This window comes from Serratia sp. CY27727 (genome assembly GCF_052169275.1).
Lineage (GTDB): Bacteria > Pseudomonadota > Gammaproteobacteria > Enterobacterales > Enterobacteriaceae > Serratia > Serratia sarumanii.
Map to the genome: position 1 here is coordinate 111,629 of NZ_JBJNLB010000011.1, position 22,287 is coordinate 133,915.

Below are 22,287 nucleotides of genomic sequence, written 5' to 3' on the forward strand. Positions count from 1 at the left end.
AGGAAGATCTCACCGTGATAAAGATCGAAGATTATCCGCTCACCCGGGTGCCGCAGGATAAACGAGTTTCGTTTTTAAGCGTGGCCATCGTGCATATGGGCATGTTGACCGCGCTGGACCAGTTCATGCTCGGCGCCGTGCTCGGCAACTCCATGACGCTGATTGACGCCTTCACCGCCATTTTCGTCGGCAGCCTGATCTTCGGCGTGGTGACCTACGGCCTGGGGCTGGCGGGCATGCGCGAAGGCATTTCCGGCAGCCTGCTGGCGCGCTGGTGCGGCTTTGGCCGTCTGGGCTCGGTGCTGATCGGCGTGGTGGTGGCCGTCAGCCTGCTGGGTTGGTTCGGCATTCAGAACGCCATTTTCGCCAAGTCGCTCGACTTCGCGCTCGGCAATAAGCTGGGCTTCGGCCTGGCCGCCGGGCTCTCGGGCACGCTGTTGACCATCCTGGTGGCATTCGGCTTCAAGGCGCTGCGCATCGCCGCCCGTATCGCGGTGCCGATGTTCATCATGCTGGTGGCCTATATTTCGGTGACCGCGCTTTCCGGCCATAACCTGCAGGAGATCATCCAGCTGGCGCCGCCGGGTGAACCGCTGACCATCAGCGCCGGCATCACCATCGTCGTCGGCGGCGCCATCGTGGCCAGCCTGATGACCCCCGATCTGACCCGTTACTCCAAAAACGGCAAGCACGTGCTCGGCGTCACGCTCTTCACCATCATCGCCGGCGAGTTCGTGGTGAACGGCCTGGCAATCCTGATCGCCAAAACCCTGGGCACCGCCGATGTGGTCACCATCATGTCGCAAGCGGCCGGCGGCGCCGGTTTGCTGGTGGTGGTGTTCTCCACCCTGCGCGTCAACGATCTCAACCTGTACTCTTCTTCGCTGGGCATCGTCAACGCGGTGGAAGGCATCACCGGCAAAAAGCTGAAGTACACCTACACCACGTTGGTGATCGGCATTCTGGGCACCACGCTGTCGGTGCTGGGCATTCTTGACCGCTTTGTCGACTTCCTGACGGTGCTTGGCGTGGTCTTCCCGCCGATTATCGGCATCATGCTGGTGGACTATTACCTGCTGCGCAGCCACCGCAAGATCCTGGACGAGAGCCGCCGTACCGGCCAGTTGCCGAGCGAAACACCGACCATCGGCTGGGCGGCGATCGTCGCCAGCATCGTCGGCGGCGCCGTTGGCCTGGCGACCGAATGGGGCGTGCCGACCATCAACTCTCTGGTGGCCGCCAGCCTGCTGTATTGGGTGCTCAAACTGGCCTTCAGCCGGGCGCAAAAACCGCTGGCCTCACAGAAATCGCTCTGATTTTCGCGCATGCGTTAATGCACTCCTCCGGTAACGGGGGAGTGTTTGATGCTCGAAAAGGGAGATTCAGTGCAAAAGAATAGGCCGATCGCGCAGACAAACGGCCGTGGTAGTTAGGGTCCCTGGTGTCGGTAGCAAGCTATCCATTATGCTCAGAGTGTGGCAACGCCCCCTCTGGGCTTTTTATTATAAAAATTGTTGGCTTCCGTGTTTGATCATAAAGAAAAACTTCAGCTTGCATGAACAGTAGCCCATGAAATCGGTTTTGGTCAACATAAAAGTAAACATAAAACCGGCTTTTGTGTTCACTTTTCCATAAGCAAAACCTAATCAATTGATTTACACGGCTTTATCTTTCGCACAGAGAAAGCAGGCCGCCCCGCTGACATCACTGCGCTAAACGGCTGACGAGAAACAATAATTACCACCAATAATCAGCCTGTTACCCGCGCGTCCGCGCCTTTTTATCTGGACAACGCCAGTGCGTAGGATATAGTGAAGCCTGCGTAATGTTTGTAAGGACAGCCAATGAAAACCACCAACGCACAGCGCAAAATCAACATCATTAAAAATATTGAATATCTGATGCGTACCCGAGGTGAAACCAAGGCTTCCTTTTCCAATCGCAGCGGCCTGACGCGCACGACCCTCTACAAAATTCTTGACGGAAGAGTGAACAACGTTCAGCAATCCACCGTGAATCGGATCTCCGATTTCTTCGGTGTCTCCTGTGAAGAGATCGAAGACTACGATCTGGAAAAGCTGGAGCTGCTCAACGAGACGCTGTCCACCGAGGGCAACAAGAACCCTTCCGCCATTCCGGTGATCCCGCAGTCGCGCTATCTGGCCGTCTCGCAGCGCAAGATCGGGCAACTGGTCACCGAGTTTCCTCTGACTTATTTCTTCGGCGATGAGTCGAACATGTTGGCAATGAAAATAGAGACCGAAATTAAAGGGTCATTTATTCCCGGCGAGATCATCATCATAAAACGTCCGCCGGTACTGATTTGCGATTCGCCTTTGCTGTATCACTCGGGAAAAAGCGGCTTCTTTGTGGTTGACGACAAAGACAGCGAAAGCATGGACAAACGCCCTCAGGACACCGTGCAATTCCTGGGTTACATCGTTGGAGAAAGGTTATAAATGGAACCGAATCAGAAGTTCAAGCTGTTGGGCTTCACCCGGCATGGCACCATCGCGGCCAATGTCATGGTATTGGCCACCGGCAAAACCATTACCATGGGGCTGAATGAGCTGGCCGACAGCGAAATATCGGAAGATCTGAGCCGGCACGAGCTGCAGGCGCTGTACCGCAAACTCTATGGCGACAACCAACAAAAAACCGCCTACGAGCTCAGCGATCGCCACGAACGATCCTGGTACGCCTACCTGATTATTACCGTGGCGCTCAGCGTGATTTATATTTTCTCAACGCTGTGCGGCGTCAAGCCGATCCAAATCCCGGTGCTGAATCTCATCACGCCGCCGGCGATCTTCATTTACCCGCTCACATTCATTCTGGTGGACATTCTCAACGAATTCTACGGGTTGCGGCTGGCCAGGCGCACCATCATCATCTCGTTTATCGCCAACCTGACCTTTGTCCTGGGGGTCTGGGTGACGACGCTGGTGCCGAGCATTCCGCAGTGGGAGTACAGCGAGACCTACAACGGCATCGTACACAGCATCATGGCGGTGCTGGTGGCCTCGTCGGCGGCCTATCTGATCTCCGAGAACGTCAACTCCTACCTGCTCTGCAAAATCAAAGAGTTGACCAACTCCCGCTACCTGTTTGTGCGCGTGATCACCAGCACCGTAGTGGCTTCGGCCATCGACAGCGTGGTGTTCTGTACGCTGGCGTTCTACAACGTGCTGAGCTGGGACATCATCAAAACCATGATCCTGTCGCAGTTCCTGATCAAGGTGGTTTACGCCCTGCTGGGCGTCGGGCCGATCTATGCCACCCGCAGTCTGTTTAACCGCTACATCAATACCGAACAAGCAAAGGGCAATGAATATGCATATCCAAAAGCAAGATAAGATCACCCATCTTGGCGCCAACTCCGATTATCCGGATCAATATGCTCCCGCATTGCTCGAAGCCTTGCCGCGCGCGCGCGGCCGCGATCTGATCGGCGTGGACGAGCGGCAGCTGCCGTTCAGCGGCTTTGATCTGTGGACCGCCTTCGAGCTGTCCTGGCTCAACGCCAAGGGTAAGCCGGTGGTAGGCATCGGCGAATTTACCTTCCCGCACTCCTCGTCGAACCTGATCGAATCTAAGTCGTTCAAGCTGTATCTCAACAGCTTTAACCAAACGCGCTTCGACAGCGTGGAACAGGTGAGCGCCGCCATGCAGCAAGATCTGTCGCAGGCGGCCAACGGCCAGGTCACCGTCAAGCTCTATCCGGGGCTGGAAGGTTACCCGGCGCAGATCGACCGCCTGCCGGGCATCAATATCGACGATCTGGATATCGCGGTCGACGACTTCGCCTTCAAACCGGAATACCTGAGCGGCGCGGCCGAGAGAGGGGAACCGGTGTCGGAGACGCTGTCTTCCAATCTGCTGAAATCTAACTGCCTGGTCACCAACCAGCCGGACTGGGGCAGCGTGGTGATCCGCTATGAAGGCCGCAAAATCGATCGCGAAAGCCTGCTGCGCTACCTGATCTCCTTCCGCCAGCACAACGAATTCCACGAGCAGTGCGTCGAGCGCATTTTCAACGACATCAAGCAGAGCTGCCGCCCGGAAAAACTCAGCGTGTTCGCGCGCTACACCCGCCGCGGCGGCCTGGACATCAACCCCTTCCGCAGCGATTTCGAAACGGCGCCGGCGCTCGGGCGCCTGATCAGACAGTAAGCGTTATCCCCCAATGCTCCCGCCGGGGAGCATTGTTTCCCTCGCATTCATCTCCCTGTTATTTTTCGCCATTATCGTCGTCAGCGGCTATCTTCAAAGCACACTGACGGAGATTAACGACGCATGCCTGACCTTTCACGCAGAGACATCCTGCGGGCTGCCGCCATCGGATCGGCTTTCTCGCTGTTGCCCGCCTCGATTCGCAAAGCGCTGGCCATTCCCGCCAATAACCGCACCGGCACCCTGCGCGACGTCGAACACGTGGTGATCCTGATGCAGGAGAATCGCTCTTTCGACCACTACTTCGGCACCCTGCCTGGCGTGCGCGGCTTCAGCGATCGCTTCACCATTCCACTGCCCGGCGATCGCCACGTCTGGCAGCAGCAGGGCGCCGAGCGGCTGGTGCTGCCCTACCACCTGGACAGCAAACGCGGCAACGCCCAGCGCGTCACCGGCACGCCGCACTCGTGGGTGGATGAGCAAGCCGCCTGGGATCACGGCCGCATGAGCGCCTGGCCCACCTACAAAACGCCGGCCTCGATGGGCTACTATCGCCAGCAGGAGCTGCCGTTCCAGTTCGCGCTGGCCAACGCCTTTACCCTGTGCGACGCCTATCACTGCTCCATTCACGCCGGTACCAACACCAACCGGCTGTTCCACTGGACCGGCACCAACGGCCCGTCCGCCGCCGACGTGGCGGTGGTGGTCAACGAGTGGGACAGCCCCGGCCCGGCGGAGATCGGCTACCAGTGGACAACTTATCCGGAACGGCTGGAGGCAAGCGGCGTCAGCTGGAAGGTGTATCAATTCCTGCCGGACAACTTTACCGACAACCCGCTGGCGGGTTTTCGCCAATACCGCGCCGCCAGCATTCAGGTGGGCAATCCGGCGCGGCCGCCGAAAGACTTCAACGCCTTCGTGCCCTACAGCGATGCGCTCAACGAGGCCACGCCGCTGTACAAGGGCAACGGCAACACCCTGCCGGCCGCCGACGGCAACGATCTGGACGCCATGCTGGCCGGATTTCGCGCCGACGTGCAGCAGGGCAAACTGCCGCAGGTCAGCTGGATCATCGCGCCGGCGGCCTATTCGGAACACCCCGATCCCTCCAGCCCGGTGCAGGGCAGCTGGTTCACCCAAGAGATCCTCAACGCGCTGACCGACAACCCGGAGGTGTGGAGTAAAACCGTCCTGCTGGTCAACTACGACGAAAACGACGGCTTTTTTGACCATATGCCTTCGCCTTCCGCGCCGTCGCTGCGCGAAGACGGCAGCTTCGCCGGTAAATCGACCGTGCCGTTCGACACCGAGATCTTCCAGCACGTGGCCCCGCCCGGTTCGCAGGATCAACCGCCGCCGGACGGCCGCATCTACGGCCCCGGCCCACGGGTGCCGATGCTGGTGCTGTCGCCCTGGAGCCGCGGCGGCTGGGTCAACTCGCAGGTCTTCGATCACACCTCGGTGCTGCAATTTTTGGAAAAGCGCTTTCAGGTGCATGAACCCAACATCAGCGCCTGGCGCCGCGCGGTGTGCGGCGATCTCACCTCGGCGTTCAACTTTGTCGATCCTAACGGCGAAGCGCTGCCGAGCCTGCCCGCCACCAGCCGCCACGCCGCCGACGGCCTGCGCCTGCGCCAGGAACAGCTGCCGCAGGTGCCGCTGCCATCCCCCTCCCACCAGCGTTTGCCCCATCAACGCCGCCTGGCACGCCCTTCCCGCGCGTTGCCCTACCAGCTGCACGTTGAAGCCACCGTCGCGGCCGAGCAGCGCCGCGTGACGCTGAACCTGTTCAATACCGGCGAGCAGGGAGCGGTGTTTCACGTCTACGATCGGCGGGATCTGACGCAGATCCCGCGCCGTTTTACCGTCGAGGCGGGTAAGGCGGTCAGCGACGACTGGCTGGCGGAGAATGAGTACCATCTGTGGTTGCTCGGCCCCAACGGCTTTCATCGCGAGCTGCGCGGCGCCCTGAGCCGGCCGCAGCCGGAGGTGCGTTTGCGCCCGACGGGCCGCAGCCTGCAGCTGCAGCTGAACAATCCGGGCACCGAAGCGATAGCGGTCACCCTCGAACGCTGCCCCTACACGCAGCAAGGGCCGTGGCCTATCACGCTGCCGGCGGGCGGCAGCCACCAGCAAGCGTTTGACGCCCGCGCCAGCGGCGGTTGGTATGACCTTACGCTGCAAGGCACCGACGGCTGGCTGCGCCGCCTGGCGGGGCGGCTGGAGGATGGCGAACACAGCGTCAGCGACCCGCTGATGGGCCAGGGGTAATCGATCGGCATCAAGGGAGTTCAAAAAGCGAAAGGATATCGCTTATCATTGCGTTCTCGTTCCCAGCCGATTACCCAAGGATCTTCATGCCCGCTGTTCTTATCGCCAAAGCCGGCCGCTGGTTGGCCGCCTGCGTTTTGCTGTTGGCCGGCGCCGCTCAAGCCGCGCCTATCGTCGTCACCGATGTCGCCGGCCGTCAGGTCACCCTGCCGCAACCGGCCAAACGCGTTATTCTGGCCGATGCCCGCGCGCTGCTGGCGCTGAATATTCTGCACCCGCAGCAGCCGCTGAAAAACATCATCGCCTGGGACAACTCGCTGAAGGTCAAAGCACCGGATCTGGTTGAAGCCTATGCGAAAAAATTTCCGCAGGTCATGCAAATCCCTACCTTCGACAACCCCTACACCAGTGATTTCAGCGTGGAAAGCGCGGTGGTGCGCCAACCGGACCTGATCATTTTCGACATCGGTCTGCTGAGCAAATTGAAAGACAGCGGCGTACTGACCCAGCTGGAAAAAGTCGGCATCCCGGTGCTGATCATCGATTTTCGCCAGCAGCCGCTGACCAACACCGTCGCCAGCATGGCGCTGTTGGGTAAAGTGTTTGACGAGCAGCCCAACGCCGACGCCTTTATTCGCCTCTATCAGCAGCGCCTCGAGCTGGTGCGCCAGCGCGTCGCCACGCTGAAACCGGAGCAGCGCCCCAGCGTCTTCATCGAGCGCAGCGCCGGCATCAAAGGCGATCAGTGCTGCAACACCTTCGGCAAAGGCAGCTTCGGGCAGTTCATCGATACCGCCGGCGGCAACAATATCGGCAGCAAGCTGTTTTCAGACATGGGCGGTGAAGTGAACGTCGAGCAGGTGATCAGCAGCAACCCGGATTTCTATCTGCTGACCGGCGCCGACTGGAGCCGCGGGCATCGCGGCACGCTGGCGGTGCCGCTGGGTTACGCTACAGATATGGCCACCAGCCAAAAGAAACTGGCGCATCTGCTGGATCGCACCGGCATTAACGTGCTGAAAGCGGTGAAAGAAAAACGCGTGATGGCGATTTACCATCAATTTTACGACACGCCGCTCAACTTTATCGCCGTTGAGGCGATCGCCAAATTCCTGCACCCGGCGCTGTTTAAAGATATTGATCCGCAAGCGGATATCGAAATGGTGCATCAGAAATTCACCGCACTGGATTACAGCGGCGTCTTCTGGCTTACGCCGCAATAACCCCCGCCAGGGCCCGCCAGCCGGGCCCTGTTTCCCGCATTCATTATTTAGTTACCCACTTAACTATCCCGTAACAATTCTATTTACTTGCCAATAATTATCATTAAGATTGTCTTTTCTAAAAAAACACATCCGGGTCTGAAACTCTTAAGGCATTATTATGTCACCTCTTTTTCGGCTTTCCCTGCTGACGGCTGCCATCGCCGTCGCGTTCCCTGTCCTTGCTACTGATAATTCATCTCAGAACGATACCGACACTGTGACCGTCGTCGGCAACTGGCTGGACAACCCTGATACCAGTTCGGTGCTGCTCAACCATCCGGGCGCGCGTTCCATCGTCACCCAGCAGCAGATGCACGAACAGGGCGACCAAACCATCGCCGACAGCCTGCGCGGCGTCCCCGGCGTGCAGGTGCGCGACAGCAACGGCACCGGCGGCAGCGACATCTCGCTCAACGTCGGCGTGCGCGGCCTGACTTCGCGTCTTTCTCCGCGCTCCACCATTTTGATGGACGGCGTCCCGCTGGCGGTCGCGCCTTACGGCCAGCCGCAGCTGTCGATGGCCCCGCTGTCTATCGGTAATCTGCAATCGGTGGACGTGGTGCGCGGCGGCGGCGCGGTGCGCTACGGGCCGCAGAACGTCGGCGGCGTGATCAACTTCGTTACCCGAGACATTCCCAAAACGTTTGGCGGCACCGCCAGCGTACAAACCCAGGGTGCCAGCCACGGCGGCCTGAAGACCCTGACCAGCGCCTCCGTGGGCGGCACCGCAGACAACGGCCTCGGCGCCGAGCTGCTCTACTCCGGCCTGCACGGCCAGGGCTACCGCGACAACAACGACAACACCGACATCGACGATTTCATGCTGAAAACGCGTTATGCGTTCAGCGATCGCGACGAGCTGCTGGCCAATTTCCACTACTACGACGCCAAAGCCGGCATGCCGGGCGGGCTGAGTGCCGCGCAATACTCGCAAAACCCGTTCCAATCCACGCGGCCGTGGGACCAGTTCGAAGGCCGCCGCAAGGATATGTCGTTCAAGTACAAACATCAGGAAGACGACAAACAGTTCGAAGTGTTGACCTACTTCACCGACAGTTATCGCGGCAGCAACATCGAATCGGAAGGCACCGGCAAAAACGCGGGCCAGCGGCGCATGGTCTCCTATCCGCGTCACTATTCAACCTGGGCTATCGAACCAAGCTATTCGCAGGTCTTCCGCTTCTGGGATATGGCGCACGAGATCACCCTCGGTTACCGTTACCTGAATGAAACCATGGATGAAAAGGCGTCGCGTTCGGCCTGGTATAACCCGGCGGATATCGGCTCGACGCCGGAGACCCCGGACTATTACCAGCACACCTCCGGCGGCACCGCGGCCAACGCGTTCTATATCGACGACACCATCAACGTCGGCAACTGGACGGTCACGCCGGGCCTGCGTTATGAAAGCATCCGCACCCACGTGGACGATGCCTTCAACAACATCAGCCGCGAGAAAAGCTACAGCGAACCGCTGCCGTCCTTGAACGTGATGTACCACCTGTCCGATGCCTGGAAACTGTTCGCCAACGCCAACACCTCGTTCGGCAGCATGCAGTATTTCCAGCTGACCAAAGGCGGCAACGGCAACCAACCGGCGCCGGGGCTGACGGCGGAGAAAGCGCATACCTATGAATTCGGCACCCGCTACGACGATACCGTGGTCAAAGCCGAAGCCACGCTGTTCTATATCGACTTCGATAATCAGCTGCAATACATCAGCAACGACGTGGGCTGGACCAATATGGGCGCCACCAAGCACAAAGGCATCGAGCTGGCGCTCAGCTACGATCTCAGCGAGCTGAACCGGGCGCTCGACGGCGCCAGCGTCTACACCAGCTATACCTACACCAAGGCCAGCACCGATAAGGGCGACTTCGCCGGTAAAGACCTGCCGTTCTACTCGCGCCAGGTGTATACCGTCGGCACGCGCTACGCCACCGGCAGCTGGGTATGGAATCTGGACGGCTACGCGCAGTCCAAACAGCATTCGCCGGGCACCGGGCCGGAGTACGTCACGCAGGAAAGCGCCGATGGTCAGTTCGGCGATATCGCCGGTTACATGGTGTGGAATATGCGCGGGGAATATAACTTCGGGCCGCAGCTGTCGAACCTGACGCTGGGCGCCGGGGTGAAAAACCTGTTCGATCAGCGCTACTTCACCCGCTCCAACGACAATAACTTCGGCAAGTACGTCGGCGAACCGCGCACCTTCTTCGTGCAGGGGTCGATCGCCTTCTGATACCGAGGCCCCGCCGGGGCCTCGGTATCACCGACAGTAAAGGCGAAACAGGCGCGCCAGGTGCGCGCCCATCGGCGTCAAAGTGGTGTCCTTGCGTTGGATAAGATAAAACGTCGCTTTCGGCAGACTCTCTTCCAGCTCGAGCGACACCAAATGCTTGCCCAGAATCGGATCCGAAATCACGTCCACCGACAGAATGCTAACAAAATCGCTCTGCGCCACCAGGCTGGTACAAGCCATAAAGGTCTCGCAGGTCACGCTGATCGACGGCGCCATGCCCAAGTCCCCGAACAGATCGTGCAATAACCGGTAATAACTGCCTTTCGGTGTCGGCATGGTCCAGTCGCAGTGCTGCAGCTGTTTCAGCGAGGTCGCCCCCTCCATCGGATGCCCCTTGCGCACCACCACCCGATACTCTTTTTCCATCAGCCGTTCGTACTGCAACTCGTTGTCGAGGCTGCTGGGATAGTAGGTATTGACGGTAAAATCCAGCTCGCCCTGGCGCAGTTCAGGGATCATCGACACCAGCTGCCCCTCGACGATGCGCACCTTCACGTTGGGATACTCACGATGAAACTGCGTGACCACCTGCGGCATCACGGTGCGCGCAATGCTGCCACCGACGCCGATATTCACCGTGCCGCCCGCCAACCCCAGCCGCTGCTGGATATCTTCCTGCGCCACCCGCAGCTCTTCAAGGATCAGGCTGGCATGCTGGAAAAAGTTATCGCCGCAGTCGGTCAAGACCACACCCTGGCTACGGCGAATAAACAGCTTGGCGCCCAGCACCTCTTCCAGCTCCTGAATGGCCTTGGTCAGTGCAGGCTGGGAAAGGCGTGAGGTGCGGCTGGCGGCGCGGATGCTGCCCTGGCGGCTAACGTCCACAAATGCACGCAATTGGTGCAATTTTATCGAGGCTGGCATAGGCGAAAGGCGATAACCGTTATTTATCAATAGCAAGATATTGGCATCTTATTTAGCCAGATTCCATTGTGTACATTCGGAAAAAACATAATAAATAACCAAATTCTTATTTCGCTTAATTAAGCGCATTTTCTGCGCCAATAAGCGCCATTCACGGCAGTTAGTAACCAAATACACCTTTTTCTTTGCAATAGCTTCACCGTCTGATTTCAGTTCAGAGCATAACTGCTGCCTGGAGCGATCCAGCGCGCGATAACTTATGAGATATCACTATGACTAATTCGCTTTCGATGTTGGTGGCCGATTTGTACCCGCAATTGCAGGCCTGGCGCCGCGACTTCCATCGCTATGCCGAGTCCGGCTGGTTTGAGTTCCGCACCGCTACCCTGGTGGCGGAAGAACTCGATCGGCTGGGTTATCGCCTGCAGCTGGGCCGCGAGGTAATCAAGGCAGAGTCTCGCATGGGGCTGCCTTCGTCCGATGAGCTGGAAGCGCAGGAACAGCGCGCCCGCAATCAGGGGGCGTTGGAAAAATGGTTGCCGCACTTTTCCGGCGGCTTCGCCGGCATCGTCGCAACGCTCGATACCGGCCGCCCCGGCCCAACCATCGCCTACCGCGTGGATATGGACGCCCTCGATCTCAACGAGTTGCTGGAACCCGAACACCTGCCGTTCCGTGAAGGCTTCGCCTCTTGCAACAGCGGCATGATGCATGCATGCGGTCATGACGGCCATACCACCATCGGCCTGGGGCTGGCGCACGTCTTCAAAAGCCTGGAGTCCCAGCTTAGCGGCACCGTCAAACTGATCTTCCAGCCGGCGGAAGAAGGCACCCGCGGCGCAAAATCGATGGTGGAGGCCGGCGTGGTGGACGACGTCGATTTCTTCACCGCGGTGCATATCGGCACCGGCGTGCCGGCCGGTGAGCTGGTGTGCGGCAGCGACAGCTTTATGGCCACCAGCAAGCTGGACGTCACCTTCCGCGGCGTCGCCTCCCATGCCGGCGCCAGGCCGGAGGACGGTCGCAACGCTCTGCTGGCAGCGGCCCAGGCTGCGCTGGGGCTTTACGCCATCCCGCGCCACAGCGAAGGCAGCTCGCGCATCAATGTCGGCGTGCTGCAGGCCGGCACCGGCCGCAACGTGATCGCCGATCGGGCGTTTATGAAGGTGGAAACGCGCGGCGCCACCAATGAGATCAACGCGTTCGTCTATCAGCAGGCGCTGAACGCCATCGAAGGCGCAGCCAAGATGCACGGCGTCGCCTGCGACATCGCGCTGATGGGCGCTGCGCAGAGCAGCAAACCGACCCAACCGTGGGTGGATTACATCCGCCGCCAGGCACAGCAGGTAACCGAGCTGACCTCGGTGGTCGATCGCCGCGAACAGGCTGCGGGTTCAGAAGACGCCACCTACATGATGGAGCGGGTGAAATCCCGCGGCGGCCAGGCCTCATACGTCATTTTCGGCACCGAGCTGAGCGCCGGGCACCATAACGAAAAATTCGACTTCAACGAGCAGGTGATGGCGGTGGCGGTGAAAACGCTGGCGTCGCTGGCGCTGAACCTGCCGACATTCGGGAGCGAAGCATGAGCAACTCAACACTGCAGGCATTTATCGACGACTACATTGACCAACGCAGGCCCCGCTTCAGTGCGCTGAGCGACGCGATTTGGGACCACCCGGAAACGCGCTTCAACGAGACCTATTCCGCCACGTTGCTGGCCGATGCGCTGGAGCAGGAAGGCTTCTCGGTTGAGCACGGCGTGGGCGACATCGAGACGGCGTTTATCGCCAGCTACGGCAGCGGCCACCCGGTCATCGCGCTGCTGGGCGAGTACGACGCGCTGGCCGGGCTGAGCCAGCAGGCGGGCCGCGCCACGCCGCAGCCGCTGGTGGAAAACGGCAACGGCCATGGCTGTGGCCACAACCTGCTGGGCACCGCGGCGCTGGCGGGCGCCTTCGCCGCCAAGGCGTGGATGCAGCAAAACCGGCTGACCGGCACCCTGCGCTTCTACGGTTGCCCGGGCGAAGAAGGCGGCTCCGGCAAAACCTTTATGGTGCGCGAAGGCCTGTTCGACGACGTCGACGCCGCCCTCACCTGGCACCCGGAAGGCTTCAGCGGCATGTTCAATACCAGTACGCTGGCCAACATTCAGGCGGCGTTTCACTTCAAGGGCGTCGCCGCCCATGCCGCCAACTCGCCGCACCTGGGGCGCAGCGCGCTGGACGCGGTGACGCTGATGAATACCGGCGCCAACTTCCTGCGCGAACATATCGTGCAAGAAGCGCGGCTGCACTACGCGGTCACCAACACCGGCGGCAGCTCCCCCAACGTGGTGCAGGCCGACGCCGAGGTGTTGTACCTGATCCGCGCACCGCAGCTCGACCAGGCGCAGGACATTTACCAACGGGTGATTAACATCGCCAAGGGCGCAGCGCTGATGACTGACACCCAGATGGAAGTGCGCTTCGACAAGGCCTGCTCCAACTATGTGCCGAACCGCAGCCTGGAACACGCGATGTATCAAAACCTGTGTGATTTCGGTCTGCCCGAGTACAGCGACGCCGAACGCCGCTTCGCCGAGGAAATCCGCCAGACGCTGAGCCGCGACGATCTGCGCAACGCCAAACTCAACATTGCCCGCACCGGCGGCGCAGCCGGGCGCGAGTGGGTGCAGTTGCTGGGAGAAAAGGTGCTGATGGACGAGGTCGCTCCTTATGTGGAATCCGACGACCTGCTGTACGGTTCTACCGACGTTGGCGACGTAAGCTGGGTGGCACCGACCGCCCAATGCTTTAGCCCCTGTTTCGCACTCGGCACCCCTCTGCACACCTGGCAACTGGTGGCGCAGGGCCGCACCGCTATCGCCCATAAGGGCATGTGCCTGGCCGGCAAGGTGATGGCGGCGACCGCCATCGATCTGCTGAGCGACAGCGCCCTGCTGGCGCGCTGCCGCAGCGAGTTTGAACGCCGGCGCGCCGAACAGCCGTACCGCTGCCCAATCCCGCAGGGGGTGAAACCCTCCCCATTGAAATAGCATGAACAGACAGGCCCGGAGAACCGGGCCACTAAGCATAATTATAAATAAATCAAATAATAACAATCACACAACAGAGCAAACACAGAGGGTAAAATCATGAGTGAGGCCACAACGCCAATCAATAAAAGCCCCGGACGCGTTTTTTACTGGGTGGAACGCATCGGCAATAAGATCCCCAATCCGTTTTTACTGTTCGTCTATTTGATCCTGGTGCTTATGCTGGCCACCGCGCTGTTTTCCTGGCTCGACGTGGCGGTGAAAAATCCGGCCACCGGCGAGCTCATCAAGGTCAATAACCTGATGAGCGTGGCGGGCATGCAGTGGATATTTCCCAACATCATCCATAACTTCAGCAGCTTTGCGCCGCTGGGGGCTATTTTGGCGCTGGTGATAGGCGCCGGCCTGGCGGAAAAGGTCGGCCTGCTGCAGGCGCTGATGTACAAAATGGCCTCGCGCGTCAGCGCCCGCTACGCCAGTTATATGGTGCTGTTTATCGCCTTCTTCAGCCATATCTCGTCGGACGCCGCGCTGGTGGTGATGCCGCCCCTTGGCGCGCTGATGTTTGTGGCGGTGGGCCGCCACCCGATAGCCGGACTGCTGGCGGCGATCGCCGGCGTCGCCTCCGGCTTTACCGCCAACCTATTGATCGTCACCACCGACGTATTGCTTTCCGGCATCAGCACCGAAGCCACCAAAGCGGTGGATGGCGCGGTTCACGTTAGCGTAATCGACAACTGGTACTTTATGGCCACCTCCGTGATCGTGCTGACCATCGCCGGCGCGCTGCTCACCGACAAGTTTATCGAGCCCCGGCTGCCGAAGTGGCAAGGCGGCGCCGAAGACAAAATCGCAGCGCTGACCCCGTTGCAAAACCGGGGGCTGATGATGAGCGGGATCGCCGCGCTGGTGTTTATCGCCATCATCGCCGCTCTGGTGGTGCCGGAGGCCGCGCCGCTGCGTGACCCGAACACCGGTTCGGTGATCCCTTCCCCGTTCATCAAGGGCATTGTGCCGATCATCATCCTGTTCTTCTTCACCGTCGCCATTACCTATGGCGTAGTCACCAAACAGATCCGGCGGCCGGATGACATTCCCCACCACTTGCTCGATCCGATGAAAAGCATGGCGGGTTTTATCGTGATGGTGTTTCCGCTGTCGCAGTTCGTGGCGTTCTTTAACTGGAGCAACATGGGCAAGTTTATGGCCGTCGGCCTGACCGATATGCTGGAAGCCGCCGGCATGAGTGGCGCGCCGGCATTTCTCGGCCTGATGTTCCTCTCCGCCTTCCTGTGCATGTTCATCGCCAGCGGCTCGGCGATCTGGTCAATTTTGGCGCCGATCTTCGTGCCGATGTTTATGCTGCTCGGTTTCCACCCGGCGTTCGCCCAGATGATCTTTCGCATCGCCGACTCTGCGGTACTGCCGCTGGCGCCGATGTCGCCGTTCCTGCCGCTGTTCCTCGGCTTCCTGCAGCGCTACCGCAAAGACGCGCAGCTCGGCACTTATTACGTGCTGATCCTGCCCTATCCTGTGGTGTTCTTCAGCGTGTGGATTTTGCTGCTGCTGGTCTGGTATGCGCTTGGGTTGCCAATCGGCCCGGGCGTGTATCCGAAACTGGGCTAAACCGCCCCGCGACCTCGCCCCCGAGCCGGCTCGCGGGGCGGGTTCTCTTCCCCCCGATCCCCGAAAAAAATTGATCCTCCTCACCCTCCCAACGCCCCAGCGCATTATTTCATTGCCTTGCTAAACCGGTTCTTCTATTTTAGCAACCCATCTGACAAGGACAAAAACAGGGATTAAGCATGATGAATCGCGTATGGGTACTGGGCGACGCCGTGATCGACCTGGTGCCGGAAAATGCCAACGGTTATCTAAAATGCCCCGGCGGAGCGCCGGCTAACGTGGCGGTGGGCATCGCCCGGCTCGGTGGCGACAGCGCTTTTATCGGGCGAGTGGGGCAAGACAGCTTCGGCGCCTTTTTGCAGCGGGTGCTGAGCGATGAAGGGGTGGATATCAGCCATATGCGGCCGGATCCCGAACACCACACCTCCACGGTCGTGGTGGATCTCGATCTGCAGGGTGAGCGCTCATTCACGTTTATGGTGCAGCCCAGCGCCGATCTGTTTTTGCAGCCCGACGATCTGCCGGCTTTCCAACGTGGCGAATGGCTGCACCTCTGCTCCATCGCGCTCTCGCAGGAGCCCAGCCGCAGCGCGGCCTTTACCGCGATGGAACGCATTCGGGCGGCCGGCGGCCGGGTCAGTTTCGATCCCAACATCCGCGAAGAGGTCTGGCGCCAGCCGGAAGCGCTGCGCCCCTGCCTGCAAAAGGCGCTGCTGCTGGCGGACGTGGTGAAACTGTCGCGCGAAGAGCTGGCTTTCATCAGCCATCTTGACGATCTGGAGAACGCCATTCGCTGGATGATGCAAACCTATCCGCTGCGCCTGCTGCTGGTGACGCTGGGCGGCGACGGCGTCTGCGTACACGATGGGCAGCGTCTGCGCCATTTCCACGCGCCATCGATCGTGCCGGTCGATACCACCGGCGCCGGCGACGCCTTCGTCGCCGGGCTGTTAGCGGCGCTGGCGCGCCTTCACGAATTGCCGCAGGAAGCGCAATGGCCGGCGGTTATCGCCCAGGCCCAGGCCTGCGGCGCGCTGGCCACCACCGCCAAAGGCGCCATGACCGCCCTGCCCCGCGCCGACGAGCTGGCCGCTTTCCTACGTTGATCCACAGTATTCACGGCGATCCGCAGGTTCGCCGTGCTCTTTTACCCACGATTTGCGCGCTCGATCACAATAGCTGAATCGGGTTAGCTAACTGAGTTGCCAGCTCGCTTCGCTCTCGTTATCTTTCGCCATGAAAAACCGGTTTAGCAATTTAGCAAACAATAATAACAACCCTTACCCGGATGATAGACGATGATAAAAAAACTCAGCTATTTGGCGATAACAACAGGGCTTTTCCTCTCCGCTTCCAGCGCAGCGGCCTCGGGCAGCGGCAGCATCGAGGCGCGTCTCAACGCGCTGGAACAACGTCTGGCGCAGGCGGAACGGCGCGCTGCACAGGCTGAAACCCGCGCGACGGCGGCGGAACGTCGGGCGCAACAGCTGGAACAACGCACCGCCAACACCGAACGGCAAGCCGCGCAGATTGCGCAGCAGGCCGCCACGCCGGAAACGCCGGTTGCCCCGGCCAGCGCGCTGCAGCTGAGCGGATTCAATGACCTGAAGCTGTACGGCGACGTGGAGTTCAATCTGGACGGCGCCAGCCGCAGCGGCCAGCTGACGTCGCTGAAAGGCAGCGACCACAAGGACTGGAAACCCGGCAACAAAGAACGTTGGGATATCAACGGCCGCATTCTGGTCGGGCTGGACGGCTACCGCCGCAATCCGGACGGCAACTTCTCCGGCTTCAGCGTGCAGCCGCTGGCGGACATGACCGGCAAAATGAACCTGGACGACGCCGCCTTCTTCTTCGGCAATGAAAAGAACTGGCAAACCAAAATCGGCCGCTTTGAAGCCTACGACATGTTCCCGCTGAATCAGGACACCTTCATTCAATACTCCGGCAATACCGCCAACGATCTGTACGCCGACGGCTTCGGCTATATCTACATGATGAAAGAGGGCCGCGGCCGCAGCAGCAGCGGCGGCAACCTGATGCTGAGCAAATACGCCGGTGATGTCTATTTCGAGCTGAACACGCTGGTGGAGGACGGCACTTCGCTGTTCCAGGACAACAGCTACCACGGCAACGCCCTGGACAATAAGAAAAACGTCGCCTATTTACGGCCGGTGATCGCCTGGAAAAAAGACGCCTTCAGCATCGCGGCGGCGATGGAAAGCAACGTGGTGAATAACGCCTACGGCTATCGGGACAGCCAGGGCCGTTTCGTCGATCAGTCCAAGCGCAACGGCTACGGCATGACGATGAGCTGGAACAACAGCGCCGCCGATCCGGACAACGGCGTGGTGGCCAACCTGAGCACCGCCTATCTGGATGCCTCAGGCGAGCAAGACTTCACCGCCGGCGTCAACGTGCTGTGGCGGCGCTTCGAACTGGGTTATATCTATGCCCATAACAATATCAAAGAGTTCAATACCGCCGGGATCGCCGCCGATATCCACAACCCGCTCAGCGAACCGGGCAACTACGACATCCACACCGTTCACGCGTCGTATCAGATACCTGACATTATGAATATGAAGAATTTCAATCTGTATTTAGGCGCCTATGTGTCGCTGCTGGAGGCCAACGCCGACAACAAGATCGCCAACGGCGACAACGACCAGCGTTACGGCATGCGCGCCAGATTCAAGTATTTTTTCTGACATCGATTCACGGCGCTGCGCCGCAAACGGCGCGGCGGCATTTTTATTTAGCAAGGGGACAACATGGACATTACCGCAACCGCCAACGCGCTGTTGCCGCTGCTTGGCGGTAAAGAGAATATCGCCAGCGCCGCCCACTGCGCCACGCGCCTGCGCCTGGTGCTGGTGGACGACAGCAAGGTGGACAAAGAGGCCATCGGCAAACTGGACGGCGTCAAAGGCTGCTTCAGCAACGCCGGTCAAATCCAGGTGATCTTCGGCACCGGGCTGGTGAACAAGGTGCATGCGGAATTCATCAAGGCCGCGGGCGTCAGCGAATCCAGCAAGGCCGAAGCCGCCGATATCGCGGCGAAAAAGCTCAACCCGCTGCAGCGCATCGCCCGCCTGCTGTCGAACATCTTCGTGCCGATCATTCCGGCGATCGTCGCTTCCGGCCTGCTGATGGGGCTGCTCGGCATGGTGAAAACCTACGGCTGGGCCGATGCCAACAGCGCGCTGTTCATCATGCTGGATATGTTCAGCTCGGCGGCGTTCATTATCCTGCCGATTCTGATCGGCTTCACCGCCGCACGCGAATTCGGCGGCAACCCCTATCTGGGCGCCACGCTCGGCGGCATTTTGACGCATCCGGCGCTGACCAACGCCTGGGGCGTCGCCGAGGGGTTCCACACCATGGACTTCTTCGGTCTGGAGATCGCCATGATTGGCTATCAGGGCACCGTGTTCCCGGTGCTGCTGACGGTGTGGTTCATGAGCGTGCTGGAAAAGCGGCTGCGCAAGGTGATCCCCAACGCGCTCGATCTGATCCTGACGCCGTTCCTGACGGTGGTCATCTCGGGCTTTGTCGCCCTGCTGTTTATCGGCCCCGCCGGCCGCGCGCTGGGCGACGGCATATCCTTCGTGCTCAGCACGCTGATTGCCCATGCGGGCTGGTTCGCCGGGCTGCTGTTCGGCGGCCTCTATTCCGCTATCGTCATCACCGGCATTCACCACAGTTTCCATGCGGTAGAGGCCGGGCTGCTCGGCAACCCCAATATCGGCGTCAACTTCCTGCTGCCGATCTGGTCGATGGCCAACATCGCGCAGGGCGGCGCCTGCCTGGCGGTGTATTTCAAAACCCGCGACGCCAAAATCAAAGCCATCGCGGTGCCGTCGGCCTTTTCCGCCATGCTCGGCATCACCGAAGCGGCGCTGTTCGGCATCAACCTGCGCTTCGTGAAACCGTTCCTGGCGGCGCTGGCGGGCGGCGCGCTCGGCGGCGCCTGGGTGGTGGCCAACCACGTCGGCATGAACGCGGTCGGGCTGACGGCGATCCCCGGCATGGCGATCGTGCAGGCCAGTTCGCTGGTCAGCTATATCATCAGCCTGGCGATCGCTTTTGGCAGCGCCTTCGTGCTCTCCCTGCTGCTGAAATATAAAACGGACGCGCAATGATGGAAGAACTCAGCTTAATCAAACAGGCGCTGCGGGCGGTAATGAACGGCCAGCCACGCGCACTGCGCGATCCGCACCGCCCGGCCTGGCATCTGGCGCCCAGCGTTGGCTTGCTGAACGATCCCAACGGCTTTATCCAGCACAACGGCGTTTATCACCTGTTCTATCAGTGGAACCCGCTGGGCTGCGATCATCGCAACAAGTGCTGGGGACACTGGCAATCGACCGATTTATTGCGTTGGGAACATCAGCCGATCGCCCTGGCGCCGGGCGCCTGTTACGACAGCCACGGCTGTTACTCCGGCTCGGCGGTGGTGGCGGAAGACAAAATCACGCTGATCTACACCGGCAACGTGAAATTCCCCGACGGCTCGCGCACCGCTTACCAATGCCTGGCTCAGGAAAGCGATCGGAGCGAATACCGCAAACTCGGGCCGGTGCTGCCGCTGCCGGAGGGCTACAGCGGCCACGTACGCGATCCGAAAGTGTGGCGTCATCAGGATGCCTGGTACATGGTGCTCGGCGCGCGTGACTTGCAGGATCGCGGCAAGGTGCTGCTGCTGCGTTCCTGCGATCTGCGCGACTGGCAAGCGCTGGGGGAGATCGCCGGTTCCGGCCTGAACGACCTGGGTGAATTCGGTTACATGTGGGAGTGCCCGGATCTGTTCTCGCTGGACGGCGACGACGTGTTGATCTGCTGCCCGCAGGGGCTGGCGCCGCAGCCGGAACGCTATCTCAACCGTTATCAGGCCGGCTATCTGCTCGGTAAGCTGGATTACCGGCAGGCGGCCTTCAGCCACGGCGAATTTCGCGAGCTGGACGCCGGCTTCGAGTTCTACGCGCCCCAGACGACGCAGGCGGAAGATGGCCGCCGCCTGCTGTTCGGCTGGATGGGCGTGCCCGAGCAAGATGAAGAATCCCACCCGACGCGCCGTTACGGCTGGCTCCACACCATGACCTGCCCGCGCGAGCTGTCGCTGCGGCATGGCCGCCTCTACCAGCACCCGGCGCGCGAGCTGCAACAGCTGCGCGGCGAGCGGGCTGGCTGGCAAGGCCGCGCCGATGACGCCCCCGCCTATGCGCTGGGCGCCGCGGAGCTGCAGCTGAAGCCGCAGGGCGCGTTCAGCGCCGACTTTGGCGACGCCATGACGCTGAGCTGGGACGGCGAACGGCTGCAGCTGACGCGCGCTTCCCTGGCCGACGGTAGGCCGGAGCACCGTTACTGGCGCGGCCCGGTCACCCATCTGCAGCTGCTGTTCGATCGTTCCAGCATGGAAATCTTCATCAACCACGGCGAGGCGGTGATGAGCGCGCGCTACTTCCCGGCAGCTGAACCGCAACTGCGGCTGAACGGGAGCGCGCCGCTGGCGTTGGAATACTGGCCGCTGACGCCATGCATGCTAGAATGACGCATCCTCCGATGACTTCAGACGGCGTCAGTGAAAAAAAATAAACGCATTACCATCAGTGACATCGCCACGCTGGCCGGGGTGTCGAAATCGACCGCCAGCCTGGTGCTGAACGGCCGCAGCAAGGAATACCGGGTGTCCGACGACACCCGCGATCGCATTCTGGCGCTGGCGCACGAACACCATTATCAGCCCAGCATCCACGCCCGCTCTTTGCGCTCCAACCGCAGCCACACGCTGGGGCTGGTGGTGCCGGAGATGACCAACTACGGCTTTGCGGTGATTTCGCGCGAGCTGGAAACGCTGTGCCGCGAGGCCGGTCTGCAGCTGTTGATCGCCTGCACCGATGAAAACCCGGCGCAGGAGATGATGGCGGTGAACAGTCTGGTGCAGCGACAGGTCGACGGTTTGATCGTCGCCTCCAGCCAGCTGAACGACGCGGAATACCAGAAGATCAACGCCGGGCTGCCGGTGGTGCAGATGGACCGCCTGATCGCCGGTTCCGAACTGCCGCTGGTGATCACCGACTCGGTTAATGCGACCGCCGACCTGGTGGAAAAGGTCGCGCGCCAACATCCGGATGAGATCTATTTTCTCGGCGGGCAGCCGCGCATTTCACCGACCCGCGATCGGCTGGCCGGCTTCCAGCTTGGCCTGGAGCGCGCCGGCGTATCGTGCAAACCGGAATGGATCATCAACGGCAGCTACCACCCCAGCTCGGGTTACGAGATGTTCGCTCAGCTGTGCGCACAGCTGGGACGTCCGCCCCAAGCGCTGTTCACCGCCGCCTGTGGCCTGCTGGAAGGGGTGTTGCGTTATCTGACGCAACATCAGCTGATGGAGAGCGACATCCACCTGTGCAGCTTCGACGATCACTACCTGTTCGACTGCATGACGCTGAAGATAGACACGGTGGCGCAGGACTGCCGGGCGCTGGCGCAACATAGCTTCAGCCAGGTCACCGCGCTCATCGACGAGCGGCCGCTGGAACAGAACGCGCTTTATCTGCCGGGCCGTATCCACTGGCGCCATGCCGGTTCGCGGGCGTTGTTGGCCGGGGAGTGATATTTCTGAATCAGTAAAAGACCACCTCCTGAGGAGGTGGCTTTACACGACGCCCCCTAAAAGGGGGCCATTTTCGAGTTAATCCTGCAACAGCTCCATCTGCTGTTCGATCTCTTGGTCCTTCTTATCC

General features: G+C 60.5%; 16 protein-coding genes. 15 read left to right on the top strand and 1 reads right to left on the bottom strand.

Annotated features, from left to right (window positions below; all coding sequences use genetic code 11):
• Positions 1 to 14 precede the first annotated feature (14 nt).
• From ACJ8HB_RS21360 to ACJ8HB_RS21390, 7 genes are all read left to right on the top strand, one after another.
• On the top strand, positions 15 to 1,316 hold the full coding sequence (locus ACJ8HB_RS21360) for a cytosine permease (RefSeq protein WP_033649111.1): 1,302 nt from the start codon (positions 15 to 17) through the stop codon (positions 1,314 to 1,316).
• 528 nt (positions 1,317 to 1,844) lie between these two features.
• Entirely contained in the window at positions 1,845 to 2,459 is a 615-nt protein-coding gene (locus ACJ8HB_RS21365; protein WP_033636033.1) for a helix-turn-helix domain-containing protein, read from the top strand.
• Entirely contained in the window at positions 2,460 to 3,356 is an 897-nt protein-coding gene (locus ACJ8HB_RS21370; RefSeq protein WP_004937338.1) for a queuosine precursor transporter, read from the top strand.
• Entirely contained in the window at positions 3,334 to 4,173 is an 840-nt protein-coding gene (gene queF / locus ACJ8HB_RS21375; RefSeq protein ID WP_033649092.1) for an NADPH-dependent 7-cyano-7-deazaguanine reductase QueF, read from the top strand. Before ACJ8HB_RS21370 ends, queF begins: the two co-directional genes overlap by 23 nt.
• 123 nt (positions 4,174 to 4,296) lie before the next feature.
• Positions 4,297 to 6,444, top strand: coding sequence for a phosphocholine-specific phospholipase C (locus ACJ8HB_RS21380; RefSeq protein ID WP_094860154.1), 2,148 nt, complete (start codon positions 4,297 to 4,299; stop codon positions 6,442 to 6,444).
• 86 nt (positions 6,445 to 6,530) lie between these two features.
• Positions 6,531 to 7,667 carry an ABC transporter substrate-binding protein gene (locus ACJ8HB_RS21385; RefSeq protein ID WP_033636036.1) on the top strand — a complete coding sequence of 379 codons (1,137 nt, stop codon included), beginning with the start codon at positions 6,531 to 6,533 and terminating at the stop codon, positions 7,665 to 7,667.
• A gap of 160 nt (positions 7,668 to 7,827) precedes the next feature.
• A complete protein-coding gene (locus ACJ8HB_RS21390; protein WP_039567178.1) occupies positions 7,828 to 9,951 on the top strand; it encodes a TonB-dependent receptor family protein in 2,124 nt (707 codons plus the stop codon).
• A 27-nt stretch (positions 9,952 to 9,978) separates the two neighbouring features.
• Here ACJ8HB_RS21390 and ACJ8HB_RS21395 read toward each other — a convergent pair whose 3' ends face one another.
• On the bottom strand, positions 9,979 to 10,875 hold the full coding sequence (locus ACJ8HB_RS21395; RefSeq protein WP_047570507.1) for a LysR family transcriptional regulator: 897 nt from the start codon (positions 10,873 to 10,875) through the stop codon (positions 9,979 to 9,981).
• 272 nt (positions 10,876 to 11,147) lie between these two features.
• On the opposite strand from ACJ8HB_RS21395, the gene ACJ8HB_RS21400 reads away from it, so the two are divergent.
• The 8 genes from ACJ8HB_RS21400 (at position 11,148) to ACJ8HB_RS21435 (ending at position 22,157) form a co-directional block, all read left to right on the top strand.
• Complete coding sequence (locus ACJ8HB_RS21400) at positions 11,148 to 12,464, top strand: M20 family metallo-hydrolase (protein ID WP_047570504.1); 1,317 nt, start codon at positions 11,148 to 11,150, stop codon at positions 12,462 to 12,464.
• On the top strand, positions 12,461 to 13,912 hold the full coding sequence (locus ACJ8HB_RS21405) for a M20 family metallopeptidase (protein ID WP_047570503.1): 1,452 nt from the start codon (positions 12,461 to 12,463) through the stop codon (positions 13,910 to 13,912). Before ACJ8HB_RS21400 ends, ACJ8HB_RS21405 begins: the two co-directional genes overlap by 4 nt.
• A 99-nt stretch (positions 13,913 to 14,011) precedes the next feature.
• Entirely contained in the window at positions 14,012 to 15,538 is a 1,527-nt protein-coding gene (gene abgT, locus ACJ8HB_RS21410) for a p-aminobenzoyl-glutamate transporter (RefSeq protein WP_028127596.1), read from the top strand.
• A gap of 179 nt (positions 15,539 to 15,717) precedes the next feature.
• Positions 15,718 to 16,644: an aminoimidazole riboside kinase gene (locus tag ACJ8HB_RS21415; protein WP_033649085.1), complete on the top strand. Its 927-nt coding sequence runs from the start codon at positions 15,718 to 15,720 to the stop codon at positions 16,642 to 16,644.
• A gap of 195 nt (positions 16,645 to 16,839) precedes the next feature.
• On the top strand, positions 16,840 to 18,249 hold the full coding sequence (locus ACJ8HB_RS21420) for a carbohydrate porin (RefSeq protein ID WP_047571725.1): 1,410 nt from the start codon (positions 16,840 to 16,842) through the stop codon (positions 18,247 to 18,249).
• A gap of 63 nt (positions 18,250 to 18,312) precedes the next feature.
• Positions 18,313 to 19,683, top strand: coding sequence for a sucrose-specific PTS transporter subunit IIBC (locus ACJ8HB_RS21425; RefSeq protein WP_047570500.1), 1,371 nt, complete (start codon positions 18,313 to 18,315; stop codon positions 19,681 to 19,683).
• The gene (locus tag ACJ8HB_RS21430) at positions 19,683 to 21,092 is read left to right on the top strand and encodes a glycoside hydrolase family 32 protein (RefSeq protein WP_094860155.1); all 1,410 of its coding nucleotides are present in this window, start codon (positions 19,683 to 19,685) and stop codon (positions 21,090 to 21,092) included. The genes ACJ8HB_RS21425 and ACJ8HB_RS21430 overlap by 1 nt, the downstream gene beginning before the upstream one ends.
• A gap of 30 nt (positions 21,093 to 21,122) precedes the next feature.
• On the top strand, positions 21,123 to 22,157 hold the full coding sequence (locus ACJ8HB_RS21435; protein ID WP_047570497.1) for a LacI family DNA-binding transcriptional regulator: 1,035 nt from the start codon (positions 21,123 to 21,125) through the stop codon (positions 22,155 to 22,157).
• Positions 22,158 to 22,287: the final 130 nt, after the last annotated feature.